Source organism: Chitinimonas naiadis (genome assembly GCF_054780835.1).
Map to the genome: position 1 here is coordinate 104,036 of NZ_BAAGVO010000009.1, position 18,840 is coordinate 122,875.

Sequence of the window (18,840 nt, forward strand, 5' to 3'; positions counted from 1 at the left end):
CAATGGACAAGGGTTGGATATAGCTCGCGTCAGCTGGACCCGCTACTCCGGCAAGGCCTGATGGTACAGGCGGATCGCCAGCCCCGGTCAACGCGTCTCAGCCAAGCATACCGGCAAACCGACAGTCGGGGCAGGACATGACTGGTATAGACCAGTTTTCATAATCAATTGCTTATGAAATACTGAAATGATCATCCCGTAACATCTGTCCTTGCTGCGTAGCTCCTCGTGTCGCACCAGGCGCAAGCAGTCTGTTTCTAGTCCGGCCATGTGCCGGTTTTTCTTGACCGTCAGCGAGGCCAGACTCCGCCATCATGTCGATGGACTTCACCATCCCCTTTCCTGCCAACTATCAGGTACTGCTCTTCATGCTGTTCGGGGTCGCCGTGGTGCATGTCACCCAGCAGTTGATCGAGCAGGCCGCGACCATGGTCGGTCACGTACGCCGGCGCGCTGCCTTTGCACGCACCGCCATGTGCATCGGGTCGCTGGTATGGGCACTGGATGGGGCCGGGCTGTTCATGTACGACACCATCAATACCAATGTCGCCCGACTGGGGCCGGCCATCGCCTCGTTGCTGGTGATGATCGTCGGCGCCCGCTTCACCGTCCCTGCGCTCACCCACACTCGCAGCCGGCTCCGCGTGGTCACGGCGGCGCTTTGCCTGGGCCTGAGCATGGTCCTCGGCCACCTTATCCTGGTCAGCGGCTTCGGCATGCTGCTGCAACACCTCAATCTCGCCGCGTTGTTCAGCTCGCTGCTGTTGACCATCGCCATCGGCGGTGGCCTCGCACTCCAGCACCGTGCCGTACGGCTGCAAGCCCTGCACCAGGGCTTCCGGCCCTTGCCCTGGCCTTCCAAGTTGCTGGCCGGCGCCATCATCGTGCCGCTGCACTGGCAGTTGACCAATATTCTGCCGACCTACAGCCCGGTGGCCCATGCCGGTGACGGACTGATGCTGCTGTTGACGCTTGCCGCCTTTGGCCTCCTGGTCGCCGTTGACCAGTTACAGCACATGCAGCTTGAGCAATCGCTGCAGCAGACCCACGCCCAGGCATTGTCGCTGCTTCGCTCCCACAGCCTGCCCCATGCGGCCGATCAGTCCGCGCAACTGTCATTGCTGGCAGAACGGCTGCCCGACCTGTTGCACCCACGGCATATCACCCTGCATTACCAGCCTATCGTCGCTGCAAACGGCCAGGCCGCCTATTTTGAGGCGCTATTGCGCGTCCGGGACGACACCCTCGGCAACCTCAACCCCGAGCTGTTCTTTCTCGCCTGCGAATTGACCCAGCGCACCACCGACGCCGACCGGCTCGTCCTACAAGCTGGGCTGCAGCAGCAACAGAACTGGCGCGAGCTGGGACTGAGCATTCTCATCACGCTCAATGTTTCCCCCACCACCCTGCTGGACCCAACATTCGAGAGCTGGCTGCTGGCACAGCTGCAGCGGCACCGCAGCCTGCCGGCCGAGATCAAGCTCGAATTGACCGAACATGCCCTGATCGCCAATCCGGCCGCCTTGAAATCCGTGCTCGCCAGCCTGCGTCGGCAGGGCATCGGCGTGCTGATGGACGACTTTGGCGCGGGCTACTCCTCGCTGGGCTTGTTGGCCGACCTACCGATTGAAGGCATCAAATGTGACCGCAGCCTCAGCCAGCACGTTGCCAGTGATCGCCGCCGCCAAGCCCTGCTATGGCATGTCTGCAAGCTGGCGGAAGAACTCGGATTACGCGTCACCGTGGAGGGCATCGAGACCGATGCCGATTGGCAGCGGGTCCGGCACAATCGCATGACCCTGGCGCAGGGCTATCTGTTCGCCAAACCCATGGCCGCGGAAGCCGTACCCGCCTGGCTGGCGAGCCAACCAGCCATCGCCGATACCCATCTGCACGACGGCCACGTCGTCATCTGAGCGGTGAGGGCCTCAGGCCACCTGCAGCCTGGGTCGTACCGGTATCGTTGCCAGCAGCACCCCCAGCAGGGCGATCGCGAAGGCCAGCACCTGCATGCCACTCAATGGCTCACCGAGCCACAACAGACCCACCAGCGCAGCCGAGATTGGCAACATCACGGTAAAGACACCGCCCTGGCTCGCCGGCACGCCCTGCAGGCCGGTCATCCATAACCAGACGGTCCAGACACTGGCGGCCAGCGCATAGAACACCAGCAACAACCAGCTACTAACATGCACGGCCTGGAAGTCGAACGACCAGGCGAGATAGGCGCCCATGGGTGTCATCAGGACAAAACCCCAGAGGTTGATCAGCGCGGTGATGCGCCTTGGGCTGAGTACGCCGGTCAGCTTCTTGCCGATTACCGCATACGCCGCCTCGCATAGCACGGAACCGAACACCAGCAGGTTGCCCAGCCAGTGCTGGCCGTGATCAGCCGCCGCATCATGCGAAAGCGCCAGCAGACCAATACCCGAGACGGCACAGCCCACCGCCATGCCAACCCGCAAGGTGATCCTTTCTCCCAACAATGCCCAGCTCATGATCGCCACCGCAGCAGGAATCGCCGCCATGATCACGCCGGCCGATACCGCACTGGTCATGCTGACGCCGAACAGCATGCAGATGGTGAACAGGAAATTGCCGAGGAAGGACTCAAGGAATAGCAAGCTACGGGTCTGCCCGGTCATCGGCACTTCGTCGGCCGGTTTCTTCAACCAATGCAGCATGGCCACCCCGCCGATACCGAACCGCAGCCACGCCAGCAGAAAGACCGGCAGCACCGCCGTCAGGGGCTTGGACAAGGCCACGTAGCAGCCGACCAGCGACATGCTCAAGGCCAGGCAGGCGTAGGCCAGGGGGCGATTCATGCGTGCACCTCGGTAGTAGAAACAGCCCGGCAGGGATACTGCCGGGCCTTGATCGATCACAGCGTCATGCTGATGCCAGCGCCGTAGGCGGCTCGGCGGCCGTCGCCTGTTTGACGCGACGATCCCGCCAGCGCAGGAAGGGCCGCTCGACCAGCCAGTACAAGGTAGCCCCCGCCAGCAGCGCAACCAGCGCATACACCAGGAAGACCAGCAAGCCCGACCCTTCGACATAGGGAATCAGATAATCCTTGCTCAGGTGGAAGACCGCCTTGTGCGAGAGATAGACACTGTACGCGATCGTCGCGATCACGGCAGCGCCCGGCACGCGCCGGCGACCGATCAGGCTGACCGGGCTACACGCCGCCGCCACGATCAACGCCAGGCTGAAGGCGAGCATGGGATAGCCGATGACCGACGGCAACAGATCGAAGCGATGCAGCAAGACCCACATGCTGAGCGCCATGCTCGCCACCCCCAGTGCCAGCAGCAGGTTGCCGCGCTGCATCAGCCTCGCCCAGGCATGGGGCCGGAACACCTTGACCATAGCCAACATGACGCCGGCCAGCAGGCCGTCGAGCCGGGTATAGCTCGGGTAGTAGATCACCTCGTGATAGCGCTGACCAAAGTTGCCCGGTCCCTCGAAATCCGCCGGAATGGCGGCCAGCTCATGCAGCCACAGGTAACCGCGCAAGGCCATGCCGCCAACGATCAGCAACAGGCAGAAGCCCAGCGCCTTGCGTGCCGATGGCCGCCACATCAACCAGCCGGCCAGCAGGGGGAACAGCAGGTAGAAATGCTCTTCCACGCACAAGGACCAGACATGCGAGAAGGCCTTGGGATTAAAGACATTGATGAACAGATTTTCGGTAAAGCTCAGGAACTGCCAGAGCGGCTGGATTTCTGCCGTCTCCCGCCATTGCGGGATAAAGAAGTAGGCCAGCACCACCACCAGGTAGGCCGGCAGGATACGTAGTGCACGGCGCAGGTAGAAATCACCCAGCAGCGGCTTCTCGCCCCGTCCGTACACGCTCAGCAACTGGCCAGCGATCAGGAAACCGCTCAGCACGAAGAACAGGTCCACGCCCATCCAGCCGCGCTTGCTGACCTCCAGCGACGGCGTGCCGAGCCCCATGACCAGGCCATGGAACAACAATACCCAGCCGATCGCGATCGCGCGCAGCAGGTCCAATCCAGGTAAACGATTCATCATTTCTCCGCCTCTTATTTGATAGGCGGAATGTGCGTCATCGACCGCGCGAAAGCATCCGCGCCAGCCGTAACTGCTGTAACCGTTCAAGCACGACCGGTATCGGCCACCAGCAGACACACTGCCTGTGCCTCGATGCTGGCGCCCTCACCCACCGGCCCCAGCTTCTCGTAGGTCTTGGCCTTCACATTGACCTGGCTCGCTGCCACGCCAAGGTCGGCGGCGATATTGGCCACCATGGCCGGGATATGCGGCGCCATCTTCGGTGCCTGCACCAGGATGGAGGCATCGACATTGCCCAGTTGCCAGCCAGCAACCTGCACCCGCCTGTAGGCCTCGCGTAGCAATCTGCGGCTGTCAGCCCCCTTGAACTCGGGATCGGTATCAGGGAAATGCCGGCCGATATCCCCCAGCCCGGCCGCGCCCAGCAGGGCATCGGTGATTGCATGTAGCAGCGCATCCGCATCCGAATGCCCCAAGAGGCCGCGCTCATAGGGAATGGTCACCCCACCCAGGATCAGGGGCCGGCCCTCTACCATGCGGTGGACATCCCAGCCCTGGCCGATACGAAAACTCATGCTGTCTTCCTCGCTTGCAGGAACAAGGCGGCCAAAGCCAGATCGTCCGGATAGGTCACCTTGATATTGCGCTCACTCCCGGCCACCAGCCGGGGGGTCAGGCCCGACGCCTCGATGGCGCTGGCCTCGTCGGTAATGCTGTCGTCCGCAACCCGCGATAAGGCATCGAGCAGCAGTCCGTGGCGGAACATCTGCGGTGTCTGCGCACGCCACAGTCCCTGCCTCGGCACCGTCGCCGCCACGCGCTCAGCCTCATCAGCCCGCTTCAGCGTATCGGCTACCGGCACCGCCAGCAGACCACCTACCGGATCATCCCGCAGCGTGGCAATCAGGCCGTCGACCGCATCGGCCGTGATACAAGGACGGGCCGCATCGTGGACCAGCACCCAGTCCTCTGCAGACAGTTCGCCCGCCAGCGCCGCAAGGCCATTGCGTACGGTCTCGGCCCGGCTCGCGCCGCCACAGCGCAACACGCTGAGCTTGTCGACCTGCGCCTGCCAGGCCAGGTCGAACCATTCATCCTGCGGCGACAGCACCAGCACCACACTAGCAAGCGAGCGGCTGGCCGCCAGCGCCCGCAGGGTATGCAGCAGCAGCGGCTCCCCCAGCAGCGGCAGATATTGCTTCGGGGTGATGGACGCCATGCGGCTGCCGGAACCGGCAGCCGGCACCAGCGCGATAAAGCGGCTCAAGCGGCACTCTCCGTCTTGGGCTCCAGCGTCCGCCACAAGCTCGTCCCCTTGACCGCCTTGTCCAGGCCATCCAGATAGCTTGCGTGTTCCGCAAGCTCGGCCTGACTAGGCCGCAGCACCTTGAACGGCCCCTTGGCCACGCGTGGCTTGCCATCGGCGGACAAGCCGCTCTTGCCGTCGTCGCCACCGGCGAAGTCAATCAGCAGGCTGTCCTGGCCGCGGGTCATCGCGAGGTAGACCTCGGACAGCAACTCGCAGTCGATCAAGGCACCGTGCAGGGTACGGGCGCTGCGATCCACCTCGAAACGGTCGCAGAGGGCATCGAGGTTGTTGCGCTTGCCGGGGAATAGCTCCTTGGCTTCGCGCAGCGTGTCGATGATGCCGCTGACGTAGTCGGTGATCTTGCCGCGCCCGAGCTTCTGCAGCTCCATATTCAGAAAGCCCACGTCGAACGGCGCGTTGTGGATGATCAGCTCGGACCCTTTCACAAAGTCCAGGAAGTCATCGACGATATCAGCGAACTTGGGCTTGTCGGACAGGAAATCGGTGCTCAGGCCGTGCACGTTCAGCGCGCCCTCCTCGCTGTCCCGCTCGGGGTTGATATAGCGATGCAGGTGGCGATCCGGCGGCGACAGCTTGCGGTTCACCATCTCCACGGCCGCGATTTCAAGAATGCGGTTGCCGTCTTCGACGCGCAGGCCGGTGGTTTCGGTATCGAGAATGATCTGACGCATAACGGTTTCTTACTCGGTAAAGCGGGGCCGCCGGGGCGGCCGGAAAAACAGCTCAGAAGCTGTCGAGCGGCAATTGGTCGTCGTAATGATAAAGCAGCAGGTAATCCTCCCAGCCTTCCTCGCCGGTACACATGGCCATGGAAGTCGCGCGAATGGCATCGCCAAGGGCACCGGGCGCGTAGAAGGCCGCCTGCAGGATGGGCCAGACTTCGGCCGGCTGTTCGGTCTCGAACAGCAGATTGATATACGGGCCTTCGTCATCGCCTTCATCCCACTGGAAGCCCGCGATCAGCGGCTTGTGGGCGCGCATCTGCTCACAGACGGCCAGCACGGCCGCCTGGTCGAAATCCGCGATGCGGTCCGGTTGTATCTGTATGCAGAGCGTGGTCATACCTGTTCCTGGTAGTCGTTGGAATTTGCTGCCGCCCGGTTTGCGAGCGGTTCAGCATGGCGCCGGAAATGCAGCCAGGCCAGCAGCAGGGCACCGCCCTGTAGCACGGCGCAGACGTAGAACGTCGCGCCCATGCGCCAGTCATCGGCTGGCAGGTGCCCCACCTTGGCCAGCAGGCTCGTGCCCAGCAGCGGGGCGAAAATGATGGCCAGCCCGTTGATGGCATTGAGCGAGCCTTGGGTCAGTCCCTGCTCGCTGGGCGAGACGGCCTTGGAAACGATGGCCTGGAGAGCCGGGGCGGCCGCATTGGCCAGAAAGTTGGCAAACATCACCACGTACATCACCCAACCCGCCGTGGCCGCACCGTAGCAGGCATAGGCGATCGCACCCGAACCCAGCCCCAGCATGGCCAGCCGGCGCTCGCCAAAGCGATGCAGCAACTTGCCCATCAGTCCCCCCTGTACCACCGCGCCGATCACGCCGACGGCAAACAGGGCAGTACCGTTCTCGACCGGCCCCCAGCCGAAGCGGAACTGGGTATACAGCACCCAGGTGGTCTGCAGGATGAATTGCCCGAACATGGACAGCGCGAACACCCCGATCAGGCCGCCTACGCCATGCAGCTTGCTCAGGTTGAACAGGGCGGAGAAAGGATTGGCGCGTTTGAACGAAAAAGACGACCGCCGCTCGACCGGCAGCGACTCCGGCAGCACGAAATAGCCATACAGCCAGTTGATCACCGCCAGCCCCGCCGCGACAAAGAACGGCAAGCGCACATCATGGCCGCCGAGCAGACCGCCAAGGATAGGACCGAAGATGAAACCCATGCCAAAGGCCGCGCCCAGCATGCCGAAAGCCTTGCCACGCTGCTCGGGCGGCGTCACGTCCGCCATATAGGCATTGGCGACCGAAAAGCTCGAGGCCGTTCCGCCGCTGACGATGCGGATCAACAGCATGGTCAGCAGCGAGGTGGCCATCGCCTGCACGAACAGGCTGATGCCCAGGCCCAGTATCGACAGCAGCAACACCGGCCGCCGGCCGAAGGTGTCGCTGAGCGAGCCCAGCATGGGCGTGAAGAAGAATTGCATGACCCCATAAGTGGCGGCGAGGATGCCGTACCAATGCGCCTGCGCGTCCGGCCCGACGGTGAACTGCCCCACCAGGGCGGGCAACACCGGGATGATCAGGCCGATGCCGAGTACATCCAGAAACACCGTGACCAGGATGAACGCCTGACTGGCCTGCCGATCCCGGCTAAACAGTTTGCCCAACAATCCGCATCCCCTGCCCGAAGCCGCCCTGACGATCAGGCCGGCCGGGTATCAAAGTACTGCACCAATTCGTCACCCTCGGGGTGACGGGCCCATCCTTCGGTAAAACGTCCCGCAGTATAGGCGGTGATCACCCGTCGCCAGAAACGCTGGGCAGCCGGATTCTCCGCCATCTGTCGCACTTCCCACGGACCGGTGAACCGTTCGAACAGCGCCGTTGCCGCCAGAGCCCCCAGGCCTCGCTGCCGATGGGCGCGCAGGACCATGAACTGCACCATGTCATGGATGCCCGGTGTACCGGTCAGCATGCTCCGCTCGGCCACCATGGCAAAGCCGGCCAGCTCGCCCGCCGCCAGGATGAAGAAGGTGTGGCAGTCCTTGACCGGGAAGTATTCGTGAAACTGCGCATCGCTGAGGAAACAGCCATCGGTACCGATACGCTTGGCTGTCAGCTCGCTGAAATCGTAGGCATAAAGCTCGGCGAGCCGGCGTAACACCGGCTCGTCCTGCGCCTGATAGGGCTTGAGCATGACCGTGGCGGTCGTCTGCACGAAGCCGGCCGGCACCATCAGCGCAGGGTATCCACGCCACGGTTGGCCAGGCCATCGGCGCGTTCATTGCCAGCATGGCCGGCATGACCCTTGACCCAGGCCCACTCGACCTGATGCTGGCCGCGAGCCGCATCCAGCCGCTGCCACAGCTCGGCATTCTTGACCGGCTTCTTGTCGGCGGTCTTCCAGCCATTGCGCTTCCAGCCGTGGATCCAGCTCTCGATGCCGTTCTTCACGTATTGTGAATCGAGCCAGACCTTGACCTTGCAGGGACGCTTCAAGGATTCCAGCGCCTGGATCACCGCCATCAGTTCCATGCGGTTGTTGGTCGTATCGCGCTCACCGCCAAACAGCTCCTTCTCCTGGCCCTTGAAGACCAGCAGGGCCCCCCAGCCGCCTGGGCCGGGGTTTCCTTTGCAGGCGCCGTCGGTGTAGGCGACGACCACGTCCTCGCTCATCGCTTGCCGCCCTTGCCACCACTCTTGGCTGCCGCCTTGGCCACGCCAGGCGGCACGTAGGTGTAGCGGAACTCGTCGCTCTTGCTGCCCTTGAAGTTGTCCGCATTGGGCACCATGGCTTCCTGCTTGAAGCCCAGTGACTCCACCAGCGCCACCGATGCGGTGTTGCGGGTATCGATGAATATCTTGAAGGATTCCGCCATGAACGGACCTTCCAGATGCTCGCGCAGCTTGCTCACGGCTTCCTTGGCGTAACCCTTGCGCTGATGGGCGCTGAAGATGAACCAGGCCATGGTGGCGGCGTTGTCTTCATCGACCGTTGCCTCCACGATGCCCACGTACTCGCCATCGGTTCCCAGGCGGACAGCCCAGTTCAGCCACCATTCGTCGCCATCAGGCGAGCTGCGGCTTTCCAGGCGCTTGTAGCGGGTTTGCAATGCTTCCAGCGAAGCGGGCGGGTTCTGTGGAATGAACTGGTACAGCGCCTCATCGCTCAAGCCGGCCAGCAAGGCGGCAGCATGGGCCTGTTTCAGTGGTTCCAGCGTCAGGCGCTCGGTTGTCAGTACGGCGTTCGCGGCGCTCATGGGTGTTCCTCGTCAATCAAAGTCTTGTACAGCGTCATCAGCATCCCTGCCGTGGCACCCCAAATTATTTTCCCCTGCCAATCCAGAGCATAGGTCACCGCCCGGCGCTCTGGCAGGTTGACCGACTTCTCGATGAAGTTGGCCCGATCCAGCAAGAATGCCAGCGGCACCTCGAAAGCCTCGGCCACCTCGTCCGCCTGCAAGTGCAGGCTGAAACCCGGCTGCAACAGGCCGACGACCGGCGTCACCCGGTAGCGGGTGATCGTGGTGTAGTGCACCAGGCGGCCCACCGACGTCACCAGGTGGGTGGCGATGCCGACTTCCTCTTCGGTCTCGCGCAACGCCGCCACCTCGGGCGTCTCGCCTAGCTCCATGCGTCCACCGGGAAAACTGATCTGGCCTGCGTGCTTGGCCAGCTTCTCGGTACGCTTGGTAAACAGGACAGTCGGCCCATCGGCGTGCAGGATGATGGGCACCAGCACCGCAGCGGGCGTGGTCTCATCTTCGGTATGCACGTCGCCACACGGTGGCAATTTGACGGTATCGAGCCGGCGCGCGAGCCAGTCGCGGGTGGCCTCGAAATCGGATGGCAGGATCAACATCGACTTATTTTACCAGTCTCGGCGCAACTCGCCTTCCCCCGTATGGCGGAAGCCTGGGGTACGGCAGCGATGATCACCCGACCAAGCTGGCTGGAAGCTGAATCAACCCCTCTCCCAGCGTACGCTCCCGATCGAGCGATGCGCCGTTTCCCCGCGACGGCGGGGACGGAAGGAGTGGAATATATGGGAAGGGGCCCTTCCCCCCAATGCAATGGTTAGCGTCCGGGGGCCGCGGAGGCCTTCACGACACCCGGACCATCACAATGGTCGATCATGTAATCAGACCCTGGGAAGACGGAAGTCTCGACCATGCGCCACCAGGCGGATCAGCAGGCCAGCCAGGAACAGCAGCCAGGTCACCGTTACGCCGGACCAGCCGAAGGTCGTTGCCAGATAGAGCAGGCCCGCCATCAGAATGGCCACCGTGCCGTAGAAGTCCCGGTCGAGGATAAAGGGCACGTCGTTCACCATCATGTCGCGCAGCACCCCGCCGCCCACGGCGGTAATGAAGCCTACGCAGAGCACCCCGAACAGATTGAGGCTATGGTCAATGCCCACCTGTGCACCCGCCAGACTGAACGCGATCAGGCCGACCGAATCAGCCACCACGAACACCCGGTGCATCGTGGCATTCCAGCTCTTGTGCAGGCTGAACAGCCAGGCCACACCCAGCGTCGCAACGATCACCAGCACCGGCGACGCATCACGGAACACCACCGGCACCCGGTTGAGCAGGACATCGCGCACGATACCGCCACCGATCGCGGTCAGGATGGCGACGATCAGCACCCCCAGGAGGTCGAAGCGCTTTTTCACCCCGATCAGATAGCCCGAGACGCTGAACGCGGCGGTCCCCACCAGGAACAGCCAGTCCATGTCCAGGAGGCCAGTCAGCAGGGTATCGATCAGTGCATCAGTCATCATAGGCAGATTCTCTGGCCTGGGCCAGCCTAGTCATCAGTTTCAGGGATTGCGGCCTGGCTGCCAGCATACGTCCGGCACGCCGGCCGAGCGGTTGGCCACGCGCGCCAGCACGAACAGCAGGTCGGACAGGCGGTTGAGGTAGCGCGGCGCCAGTTCGGACACCGCCTCGTTGCCCGCCAGCTCGACCAGCGCACGCTCGGCCCGACGACATACCGCACGGGAGACATGCAGGGCGGCCGAAGCCCGGCTACCGCCGGGCAGGATGAATTCCTTGAGCGGCGGCAGCTCGGCATTGAAGTCGGCGACATCCTGCTCAATCTGCAGCAGGCATGATTCGGTCAACGCCACACGGCCCGGTATGCATACCTCGCCACCGAGATCGAACAGGTCATGCTGCACCCTTAGCAGCGTCGCTTGTACGGTATCCGGCAGAGTCTCCGCCAGTGCCACGCCCAACTGGGAGTTGAGTTCATCGAGTTCGCCAAGCACATGGATGCGATGACTGGCCTTGGAAACCCGTCGCCCGTCGCCGAGGCCCGTACTGCCATCGTCACCGGTACGGGTCACGATCTTGCTCAAGCGATACGCCATCTTCGTCTCCGATCGCAGCCCCGCCATGCGGGGCGCGGATTCTAGCCCTGTCGCCCGACTGGGTCGACTCCAGCAGCAGGTGACGCCACGGCCGGTTGCCGGCGCAACTGCAAGCGCAGGTGCCGCCGTGCCTGCGGATTGAACACCAGCATGGTCAGCAAGGCGACCAGCGATCCCAGCAACGCATCCTGCAAACGCGCATGCATGATGGCGAGGCTCTCGGCGCTGCCGGCCGCTCCCAGCGTTAGATCGAACAGCACCAACACCAGTGCGGTCAGTGTCGCCGACTGCAGCCACATATTCTTGGCCAGCGCGATAGGCCGAAGGAAGGCGAGGCCGATCACGCAACTGAGCAGTATCCGCGGGTCATCGGCATAGCGTCCGATCAACCAGGCGAGGCCCACGCCCGCCAACGTACCGAATACGGTCAGGAACAAACGCCGCAGGCTATCCGGCCCATCCGGCCGGATCACGAACAGGATCGCCGCCGCCACCCAGGCCGGCCGCTCGTAGCCCAGCCAGAGCGCCAGCGCGAGACCACCGCACACCCCCACGCAAAAACCGGTGGCATGCAACCAGCCAGCGCTATGCCCGCCGGCAATCAGGCGACCGGCATTGCGCAGCCCCTGATGTCGGCGCGGGATCGCCCGTGGCCAGATCAGGCTGTCGAGCCAGACCGCCAGCAGGCCCACCGCCATGCCCAAGCCAAAGAAGGGGAAGCCATCGGGCGGCATGCTCGGCGTAAAGGCATAGACCAGCAACATCAGCGCCGCGAAGCGCAAAATGGTCTCGACCGCGATGCTGCTGCCATCCACCCAGCCTATGCCAAAGGTCAGGCAACCCAGCGTGACGAACAGCGCCATATGGTGCGGGCCCAATACCCCGCCGACCGCTGCACTGGCCACCACCAGCGCAAGGCCGGCGAACTGCGTGAGCAGCCGGTGCCGCAAGGTCCCGCCAAAATCGAGCAGGCTGGCGTACAGCCCGCCTATCGCCCCGAACAGCAGGCCGGCCGGATGCTTGAGCCAGATCGCCACCAGGCAGGGCACGCCCACGCCGATCGCCGCACAGACCGCCTGCCGCCAGGGCACGGCGCCGCCATTGCTCCACTGCAACAGATGGATGGGAAAACGCATGGCCGGGGCGTCCAGAATCGCAATCAGTCCAGGGTACGTACCCGGGTGATGTAGTACATGGTCTCGCCAAAGCAGGTGCCGGGTATGCCCACATGCTGCTCGTAGTAGAGCGTCACCCGTTTGCCGAGGCTGGCATTGATCGCATCGACGATCTTGTCGTCATGCACGGTGAAATTGAATTTCTCGGTCAGGGTACCCGGGATGTTGATGATAGCGAGCTCCCCTTCCCAGGTCTTGCAGACCCAGCCCTTGCGGGAGAGTTTCTGCACATAACCGGCACGCTCTCCCTCGGCGTAGCTCCAGCTCAAGACCAGCCACAGATAGGCGACGATCAGCAGGACGATGAAGAACAGTGAGCCAAACAGCCAGCGGCCCCAGCGGATATTGGCGAGCGGATTTTGCATGCAGCAGCCTTATGATGGTTGTTGACTGCCATCTTAGCGCAGCCAACCGGCCGCTTTTCAAGGTTGTGTCAGCTTGTTGCCATCGAGGTAGGGTTCGAGATACTGATCGAAGTGCTTGGCTGAGGCCGCAACCGCCTTGTCGAGCCGGTCTCGCAGGGCGGGATCCAGCGCCGGGCTGAAGGCTGGATGCATGACGGCGGCGGGCACCGGCAGCTTGAGTATGCGTATCGGCTCACCACTGCGGCGGCTGAAATAGCGTGGCGTGATCACATTGAAGAAGAACGCGGCATCGACCCGTTTCAAGCGGAGCTTGCCCAGGTTGGCCTCCTCCCAGTTGGGTACGCCCGTGCGCTCCACCTTGATCCCCGGCGTGCGCAGCAGCTCGGGCTGGGCGCCGCCAACGTTGTAGGCGATGGTCAGGCCCTTCAGCTCCTTGGCCGAACGGATCGCATCGAGCTTGAAGTCCGGCCGTACCGCGATGCAGGGCTCAAACTGGGTCAGTACGCTGTTGCCGAACACCACCAGGCGCTCGCGCTCGGCATTACGTATCAGCAGCGGGGTCAGGTGCAGGCGGCCGGCGCGCATGTCCTCCAGCATCCGTGCCACGGTGGTCGGTGCATGCCACTCCAGTGTCACGCCAGCGCGCGGCGCCACCTCGCGCTCGTAGAAATCCACCACCGCGCCGCGTGCCTTGCCGTCCGCTCCGACATAGGCCCAGGGCGAAACATTGAACACCCCGACCTGCAAGGTCTCGGCGCGCAGCCACAAGCTGGCGAACAGACATAGCAGCAGGGGCAGGCAGCGCATGGCTCACTCCGGGAGGCAATGCCTGCAGTGTAGGACAGTCCGCCACGGCATGCCGTGGCGGACAGGTCACGTTCAGATCGCTTCGGTACGCAGCAACAGCCAGTCGCGCGCAGCACCTTCCACGTGCGGCAGCAGACGCTCGCGCACGATACGGTGGTAGTCATTGAGCCAGGCAATCTCGTCGCTGCGCAGCAATTCCTGGGCAACGCAGCGGGTATCGATCGGGCACAGCGTCAGCGTCTCGAAGGCCAGGAATTCGCCAAATTCGCCGCTGCCGGCCGAGACATTGAGCACCAGGTTTTCGATCCGCACGCCCCAGCGGCCCGGCCGGTAGATGCCCGGCTCGTTGGAGGTGATCATGCCCGGCACCATCGCGGTGTGAGAGTCCGCAGGCGAATGCGGCGAGATCGACTGCGGACCTTCATGCACATTCAGGAAGTAACCCACGCCGTGGCCGGTACCATGACCGTAGTCCACATTGGCCGCCCAGATCGGCGCACGCGCCAGCGTATCGAGCATGGGGCTGCGGGTACCGATCGGGAAGCGCGCCATCGACAGCGCGATCATGCCCTTGAGCACCAGCGTGAAGTCCCGCTTCTGCTCGGCATTGACCTGGCCGATTGCCACCACCCGCGTGATATCGGTCGTGCCGCCGAGGTACTGGCCGCCGGAGTCAATCAGCAGCAGGCCATCACCTTCGATCACCGCATGACTCTGTTCGGTCGCACGGTAATGCGGCATGGCGCCATTGCCGTTGAAGCCGGCGATGGTGGCAAAGCTCGGGCAGACAAAACCCGGCCGGCGTGCACGTGCCGCGGTGATCTGCTCGTCGATGGTCAGTTCGGTGATGCGCTGCTTGCCCAGCGCGCCTTCCAGCCAACTGAAGAACTCGGCCAGGGCGGCACCATCCTGCTCCATGGCCTGCCGTACAAAGCCGGCCTCGGCCCCGCTCTTTTTCGATTTGGCAAAGGTCGAGGGATTGATCGCCTCGACCACTGTCACCGCTGCCGGCACGGCCTGGCGCAGGCCCAGGGTGATGCGGCGCGGGTCCAGCAGCAGCTTGGCACCGGTTGGCAGCGCGGCCAGTGCCGCCGGGGCCGAGCCGTATGCCGCAACCTGCACGCCATCGGCCGCCAGCTTGGCAACCAGGCCGGCGTCGACCTTGCCGTCGGCCACGAACAGGGTCGCCCCGGTAAGACCCAACAAGGCATGGCCGACGAACACCGGGTTGTAGTTCACGTCGGCACCGCGCAGGTTGAACAACCAGGCGATATCGTCGAGCGTGGAGATGAAGTGCCAGTCGGCACCCAGCCTACCCATCTCGGCCCGCACCAGGGCCAGCTTCTCGGCCCGGCTGACGGTCGCGTGCGGCGCCTCATGCTGGTAGATGGCAGCATCCGGCAAGCCAGGGCGACCTTCCCACACGGTCTGCAGCACATCGATGTCGGTCCTGAGCTGGACGCCCTTGGCGTCCAGTGCAGCCTGCAAGGCACGCGCACCCGCCAGCCCCAGCACCTCGCCATCGACACCCACAGTCTGGCCGGCGGGCACATGGGCCGCCAGCCAGTCCAGATGCGCCGGACTGCTCGCCACCGCGATCTTCATCAGCGCGATGCCCGAGCCCGCCAATTCCGCTTCGGCCTGGGTCCAGTAACGGCTATCCACCCACAGGCCGGCGAAATCCGCCGTCACGATCAGCGTACCGACCGAGCCATGAAAGCCGGTCAGCCAGCGACGTCCCTGCCAGCGCGACGGCAGGTATTCGGACAGGTGCGGGTCGGCCGACGGCACGATATAGGCAGCGAGGCCTTGGGTCGCAATGGCCTGCCGCAGAGCGGCGATACGGGAGACAACGGGATTGTGCGAATTGGCGTTCATGACGGATTCCTGTGTGGGAAGCATACGCCCGGGGTTGGCCCGGACGATCCGAATAGGTCCAGAGCCCTGGCCGCGCGGGTACGCAAGCGGCCATGCCAGACAGCACAGACTGTAGGCTCAGGCAGCAACCGGGGATAGATACAGAAAAGGCACGGGGGCATAGGCTCAGTGCCCGCCCCCCGTGCCTTCGCGGCCAGGCTTACTTGGCCAGCAGCTTCTTCAGATAGTGGCCGGTATGGCTCTTGGGATTGGCCGCCACATCCTCGGGCGTACCAGTCGCGATGATCTGGCCACCGCCAGCACCACCTTCCGGGCCCAGGTCGATCAACCAGTCGGCCACCTTGATCACGTCAAGGTTGTGCTCGATCACCACCACGCTGTTGCCATGCTCGGTCAGGCGCTGCAGCACGGTCAGCAGCAGGTCGATATCGTGGAAATGCAGGCCGGTGGTCGGCTCGTCCAGGATATACAGCGTGCGGCCGGTATCGCGCTTGGAGAGTTCCAGCGCCAGCTTCACGCGTTGCGCCTCGCCACCCGACAGGGTGGTCGCACTCTGCCCCAGCCGGATATAGCTCAGGCCCACATCGATCAAGGTCTGCAGCTTGCGGGCGATCACCGGCACGGCGTCGAAGAACTCGCGTGCGTGCTCGACCGTCATCTCCAGGACTTCGGTGATGTTCTTGCCCTTGTACTGCACTTCCAGCGTCTCGCGGTTGTAGCGCTTGCCGTGGCAGACATCGCAAGGCACGTACACATCCGGCAGGAAGTGCATCTCGACCTTGATCACACCGTCGCCCTGGCAGGCCTCGCAACGACCACCCTTGACGTTGAAGCTGAAGCGGCCGGGGCCGTAGCCGCGCTCGCGCGACATCGGCACCCCTGCGTACAGGTCGCGGATCGGCGTGAACAGGCCGGTATAGGTTGCCGGGTTCGAACGCGGCGTGCGACCGATCGGCGACTGATCGACGTTGATCACCTTGTCGAACTGTTCCAGCCCCACGATCTCGTCATGCGGTGCCGGCTCGGTATTGCTGCCGTAGATGCTGCGGGCTGCGGCGGCGTACAGCGTGTCGTTGATCAACGTCGACTTGCCCGAACCGGATACGCCAGTAATGCAGACCAGCAGACCCAGCGGCAAGGCCAGGTCCACACCCTTGAGGTTGTTGCCGCGCGCGCCCTTCAGCGTCAGCCAGCGATCCACCTGCGGTTCGCGACGCTGCTCGGGGATGGCAATCTTGCGTTTGCCGGACAGGAACTGGCCGGTAATCGAGTTCGGGTTGGCCATGATCTCGTCCGGGTGGCCCACACCCAGTACCTCGCCACCATGCTCGCCAGCGCCCGGGCCCATGTCCACCAGGCAGTCGGCGGCGCGGATCGCGTCTTCGTCATGCTCCACCACGATCACGCTGTTGCCGAGGTCGCGCAGCCGCATCAGGGTCGCCAGCAGGCGGTCGTTGTCCCGCTGGTGCAGGCCGATGCTGGGCTCATCGAGCACGTACATCACCCCGGTCAGGCCGGAACCGATCTGCGACGCGAGACGGATACGCTGGGCTTCGCCGCCCGACAGGGTGTCGGCCGAGCGATCCAGCGACAGGTAATCCAGACCCACGTTGACCAGAAAGCCCAGCCGGTCACCGATCTCCTTGACGATCTTCTCGGCGATCTGCGCCTTGTTACCCTGCAGGGTCAGCTCGGCAAAAAACTTGCTCGAATCGCGCAGCGCCAGCTGGCTCAGCTCGAAGACATTCTTGTCGGCAATCCGTACATGCCGCGCTTCCAGCCGCAGACGGGCGCCATGGCAGCTCGGGCAAGGCTGGTTGTTCAGGTACTTGGCCAGTTCCTCGCGCACGGTGACCGAATCGGTCTCACGGTAGCGTCGCTCCAGGTTGGGAATGATGCCCTCGAAGGGATGGGCACGTTCGAACTTGGCGCCACGCTCGTTCAAGTAGGTAAAGCTGATTTCTTCCTTGCCCGAGCCGTACAGCACCACCTGCTGTACTTCTTCGGTCAGGCTGTCCCACGCGGCATCCACGTCGAAGCCATAGTGGGCCGACAGGCCCTGCAGCATCTGGAAGTAGAACTGGTTACGCTTGTCCCAGCCCTTGATCGAGCCTGCAGCGAGACTCAGGTGCGGGAAGGCCGCCACCCGCTTGGGATCGAAGAACTGGATCGCCCCCAGGCCGTCGCACTTGGGACAGGCACCCATGGGGTTGTTGAACGAGAACAGCCGTGGCTCCAGCTCCGGCAGCGAGTAGCTGCACACCGGGCAGGCGAATTTGGCCGAGAACCAGTGTTCCTTGTTGTCGTCCATCTCCAACGCGATGGCGCGGCCGTCGGCATGCCGCAGCGCAGTCTCGAAGCTCTCCGCCAGCCGCTGCTTGAGGTCGGCCCGGACCTTGAGCCGGTCCACCACCACGTCGATGGTGTGCTTCTTGTTCTTGTCGAGCTTGGGAATGGCGTCGATCTCATAGACCTCGCCATCGACCCGCACCCGCACGAAGCCCTGCGCCCGCAACTCGTCGAACAGGTCCAGGTTCTCGCCCTTCTTGCCCATGATCACCGGTGCCAGGATCATCAGCTTGGTGTCTTCCGGCAGGCCCAGCACATGGTCCACCATCTGGCTGACGGTCTGCGACTCCAGCGGCTGGCCGTGATCCGGACAATAAGGCGTACCCACCCGGGCGAACAGCAGCCGCAGGTAGTCATGGATCTCGGTCACCGTGCCCACGGTCGAGCGCGGGTTATGGCTGGTCGCCTTCTGCTCGATCGAGATCGCCGGGCTCAGGCCCTCGATCAGGTCCACGTCCGGCTTTTCCATCAGCTGCAGGAACTGCCGCGCATAGGCCGACAGCGATTCCACATAGCGGCGCTGGCCTTCGGCATAGAGCGTATCGAACGCCAGCGAAGACTTGCCCGAACCGCTCAAGCCGGTGATCACCACCAGCTGATGCCGTGGCAGATCAAGATTCACGTTCTTGAGGTTGTGGGTCCGTGCGCCGCGGATGCGGATCAGGTTGTTCGGGTCGATCGGGCGATAGCTCATGGCCGGGGTCTGTTCACTGTAGTCGGGCGTGTGCAGGGTCGGGCGGCGTACGCCCAGGCCTTGCCAAGGTTGCGGCGGGGGCTGCAGGCCCATGGTCAGGCCGAGCCCGCCCGCGCGGACAAAAAGCAATCGGTGAGTTTACCGGAGTTCGCGGAACAAAGCGT

General features: G+C 63.7%; 19 protein-coding genes. 1 reads left to right on the plus strand and 18 read right to left on the minus strand.

Going from position 1 to position 18,840, the window contains the following annotated elements:
* Window positions 1–314 precede the first annotated feature (314 nt).
* Window positions 315–1,916: an EAL domain-containing protein gene (locus ACYVHK_RS23620; protein ID WP_460537323.1), complete on the plus strand. Its 1,602-nt coding sequence runs from the start codon at window positions 315–317 to the stop codon at window positions 1,914–1,916.
* A 12-nt stretch (window positions 1,917–1,928) separates the two neighbouring features.
* Here ACYVHK_RS23620 and ACYVHK_RS23625 read toward each other — a convergent pair whose 3' ends face one another.
* The 18 genes from ACYVHK_RS23625 to uvrA all read right to left on the minus strand — a co-directional run bounded on the left by ACYVHK_RS23625 (window position 1,929) and on the right by uvrA (window position 18,676).
* Complete coding sequence (locus tag ACYVHK_RS23625; protein ID WP_460537325.1) at window positions 1,929–2,825, minus strand: DMT family transporter; 897 nt, start codon at window positions 2,823–2,825, stop codon at window positions 1,929–1,931.
* A gap of 64 nt (window positions 2,826–2,889) precedes the next feature.
* Complete coding sequence (locus ACYVHK_RS23630) at window positions 2,890–4,032, minus strand: acyltransferase family protein (protein WP_460537327.1); 1,143 nt, start codon at window positions 4,030–4,032, stop codon at window positions 2,890–2,892.
* 86 nt (window positions 4,033–4,118) lie between these two features.
* Window positions 4,119–4,610, minus strand: a complete 492-nt coding sequence (gene ispF / locus ACYVHK_RS23635; RefSeq protein WP_460537329.1) for a 2-C-methyl-D-erythritol 2,4-cyclodiphosphate synthase — start codon at window positions 4,608–4,610, stop codon at window positions 4,119–4,121.
* Complete coding sequence (gene ispD, locus ACYVHK_RS23640; protein ID WP_460537331.1) at window positions 4,607–5,302, minus strand: IspD/TarI family cytidylyltransferase; 696 nt, start codon at window positions 5,300–5,302, stop codon at window positions 4,607–4,609. The genes ispF and ispD overlap by 4 nt, the downstream gene beginning before the upstream one ends.
* On the minus strand, window positions 5,299–6,036 hold the full coding sequence (gene dnaQ / locus ACYVHK_RS23645; RefSeq protein ID WP_460537333.1) for a DNA polymerase III subunit epsilon: 738 nt from the start codon (window positions 6,034–6,036) through the stop codon (window positions 5,299–5,301). Before dnaQ ends, ispD begins: the two co-directional genes overlap by 4 nt.
* A gap of 52 nt (window positions 6,037–6,088) precedes the next feature.
* Window positions 6,089–6,427: a hypothetical protein gene (locus ACYVHK_RS23650; RefSeq protein ID WP_460537335.1), complete on the minus strand. Its 339-nt coding sequence runs from the start codon at window positions 6,425–6,427 to the stop codon at window positions 6,089–6,091.
* Window positions 6,424–7,698 carry an MFS transporter gene (locus ACYVHK_RS23655; protein ID WP_460537337.1) on the minus strand — a complete coding sequence of 425 codons (1,275 nt, stop codon included), beginning with the start codon at window positions 7,696–7,698 and terminating at the stop codon, window positions 6,424–6,426. Before ACYVHK_RS23655 ends, ACYVHK_RS23650 begins: the two co-directional genes overlap by 4 nt.
* 35 nt (window positions 7,699–7,733) lie before the next feature.
* On the minus strand, window positions 7,734–8,267 hold the full coding sequence (locus ACYVHK_RS23660) for a GNAT family N-acetyltransferase (protein ID WP_460537339.1): 534 nt from the start codon (window positions 8,265–8,267) through the stop codon (window positions 7,734–7,736).
* Window positions 8,267–8,707, minus strand: coding sequence for a ribonuclease H family protein (gene rnhA / locus ACYVHK_RS23665; RefSeq protein ID WP_460537341.1), 441 nt, complete (start codon window positions 8,705–8,707; stop codon window positions 8,267–8,269). The genes ACYVHK_RS23660 and rnhA overlap by 1 nt, the downstream gene beginning before the upstream one ends.
* The gene (locus ACYVHK_RS23670) at window positions 8,704–9,291 is read right to left on the minus strand and encodes a GNAT family N-acetyltransferase (RefSeq protein WP_460537343.1); all 588 of its coding nucleotides are present in this window, start codon (window positions 9,289–9,291) and stop codon (window positions 8,704–8,706) included. Before ACYVHK_RS23670 ends, rnhA begins: the two co-directional genes overlap by 4 nt.
* Complete coding sequence (locus tag ACYVHK_RS23675) at window positions 9,288–9,893, minus strand: NUDIX hydrolase (protein ID WP_460537345.1); 606 nt, start codon at window positions 9,891–9,893, stop codon at window positions 9,288–9,290. Before ACYVHK_RS23675 ends, ACYVHK_RS23670 begins: the two co-directional genes overlap by 4 nt.
* A 279-nt stretch (window positions 9,894–10,172) precedes the next feature.
* A complete protein-coding gene (locus ACYVHK_RS23680) occupies window positions 10,173–10,817 on the minus strand; it encodes a trimeric intracellular cation channel family protein (protein WP_460537347.1) in 645 nt (214 codons plus the stop codon).
* A 39-nt stretch (window positions 10,818–10,856) separates the two neighbouring features.
* Window positions 10,857–11,408 carry an ATP:cob(I)alamin adenosyltransferase gene (locus ACYVHK_RS23685; RefSeq protein ID WP_460537349.1) on the minus strand — a complete coding sequence of 184 codons (552 nt, stop codon included), beginning with the start codon at window positions 11,406–11,408 and terminating at the stop codon, window positions 10,857–10,859.
* 41 nt (window positions 11,409–11,449) lie between these two features.
* Entirely contained in the window at window positions 11,450–12,544 is a 1,095-nt protein-coding gene (locus ACYVHK_RS23690; RefSeq protein WP_460537351.1) for an FUSC family protein, read from the minus strand.
* A 23-nt stretch (window positions 12,545–12,567) separates the two neighbouring features.
* Complete coding sequence (locus tag ACYVHK_RS23695) at window positions 12,568–12,948, minus strand: hypothetical protein (protein WP_460537353.1); 381 nt, start codon at window positions 12,946–12,948, stop codon at window positions 12,568–12,570.
* A gap of 57 nt (window positions 12,949–13,005) precedes the next feature.
* Window positions 13,006–13,755, minus strand: a complete 750-nt coding sequence (locus tag ACYVHK_RS23700) for a substrate-binding periplasmic protein (protein ID WP_460537355.1) — start codon at window positions 13,753–13,755, stop codon at window positions 13,006–13,008.
* A gap of 72 nt (window positions 13,756–13,827) precedes the next feature.
* Complete coding sequence (locus ACYVHK_RS23705) at window positions 13,828–15,633, minus strand: aminopeptidase P family protein (protein ID WP_460537357.1); 1,806 nt, start codon at window positions 15,631–15,633, stop codon at window positions 13,828–13,830.
* Between the two features lie 199 nt (window positions 15,634–15,832).
* Entirely contained in the window at window positions 15,833–18,676 is a 2,844-nt protein-coding gene (gene uvrA / locus ACYVHK_RS23710; protein WP_460537741.1) for an excinuclease ABC subunit UvrA, read from the minus strand.
* Between the last annotated feature and the right edge of the window lie 164 nt (window positions 18,677–18,840).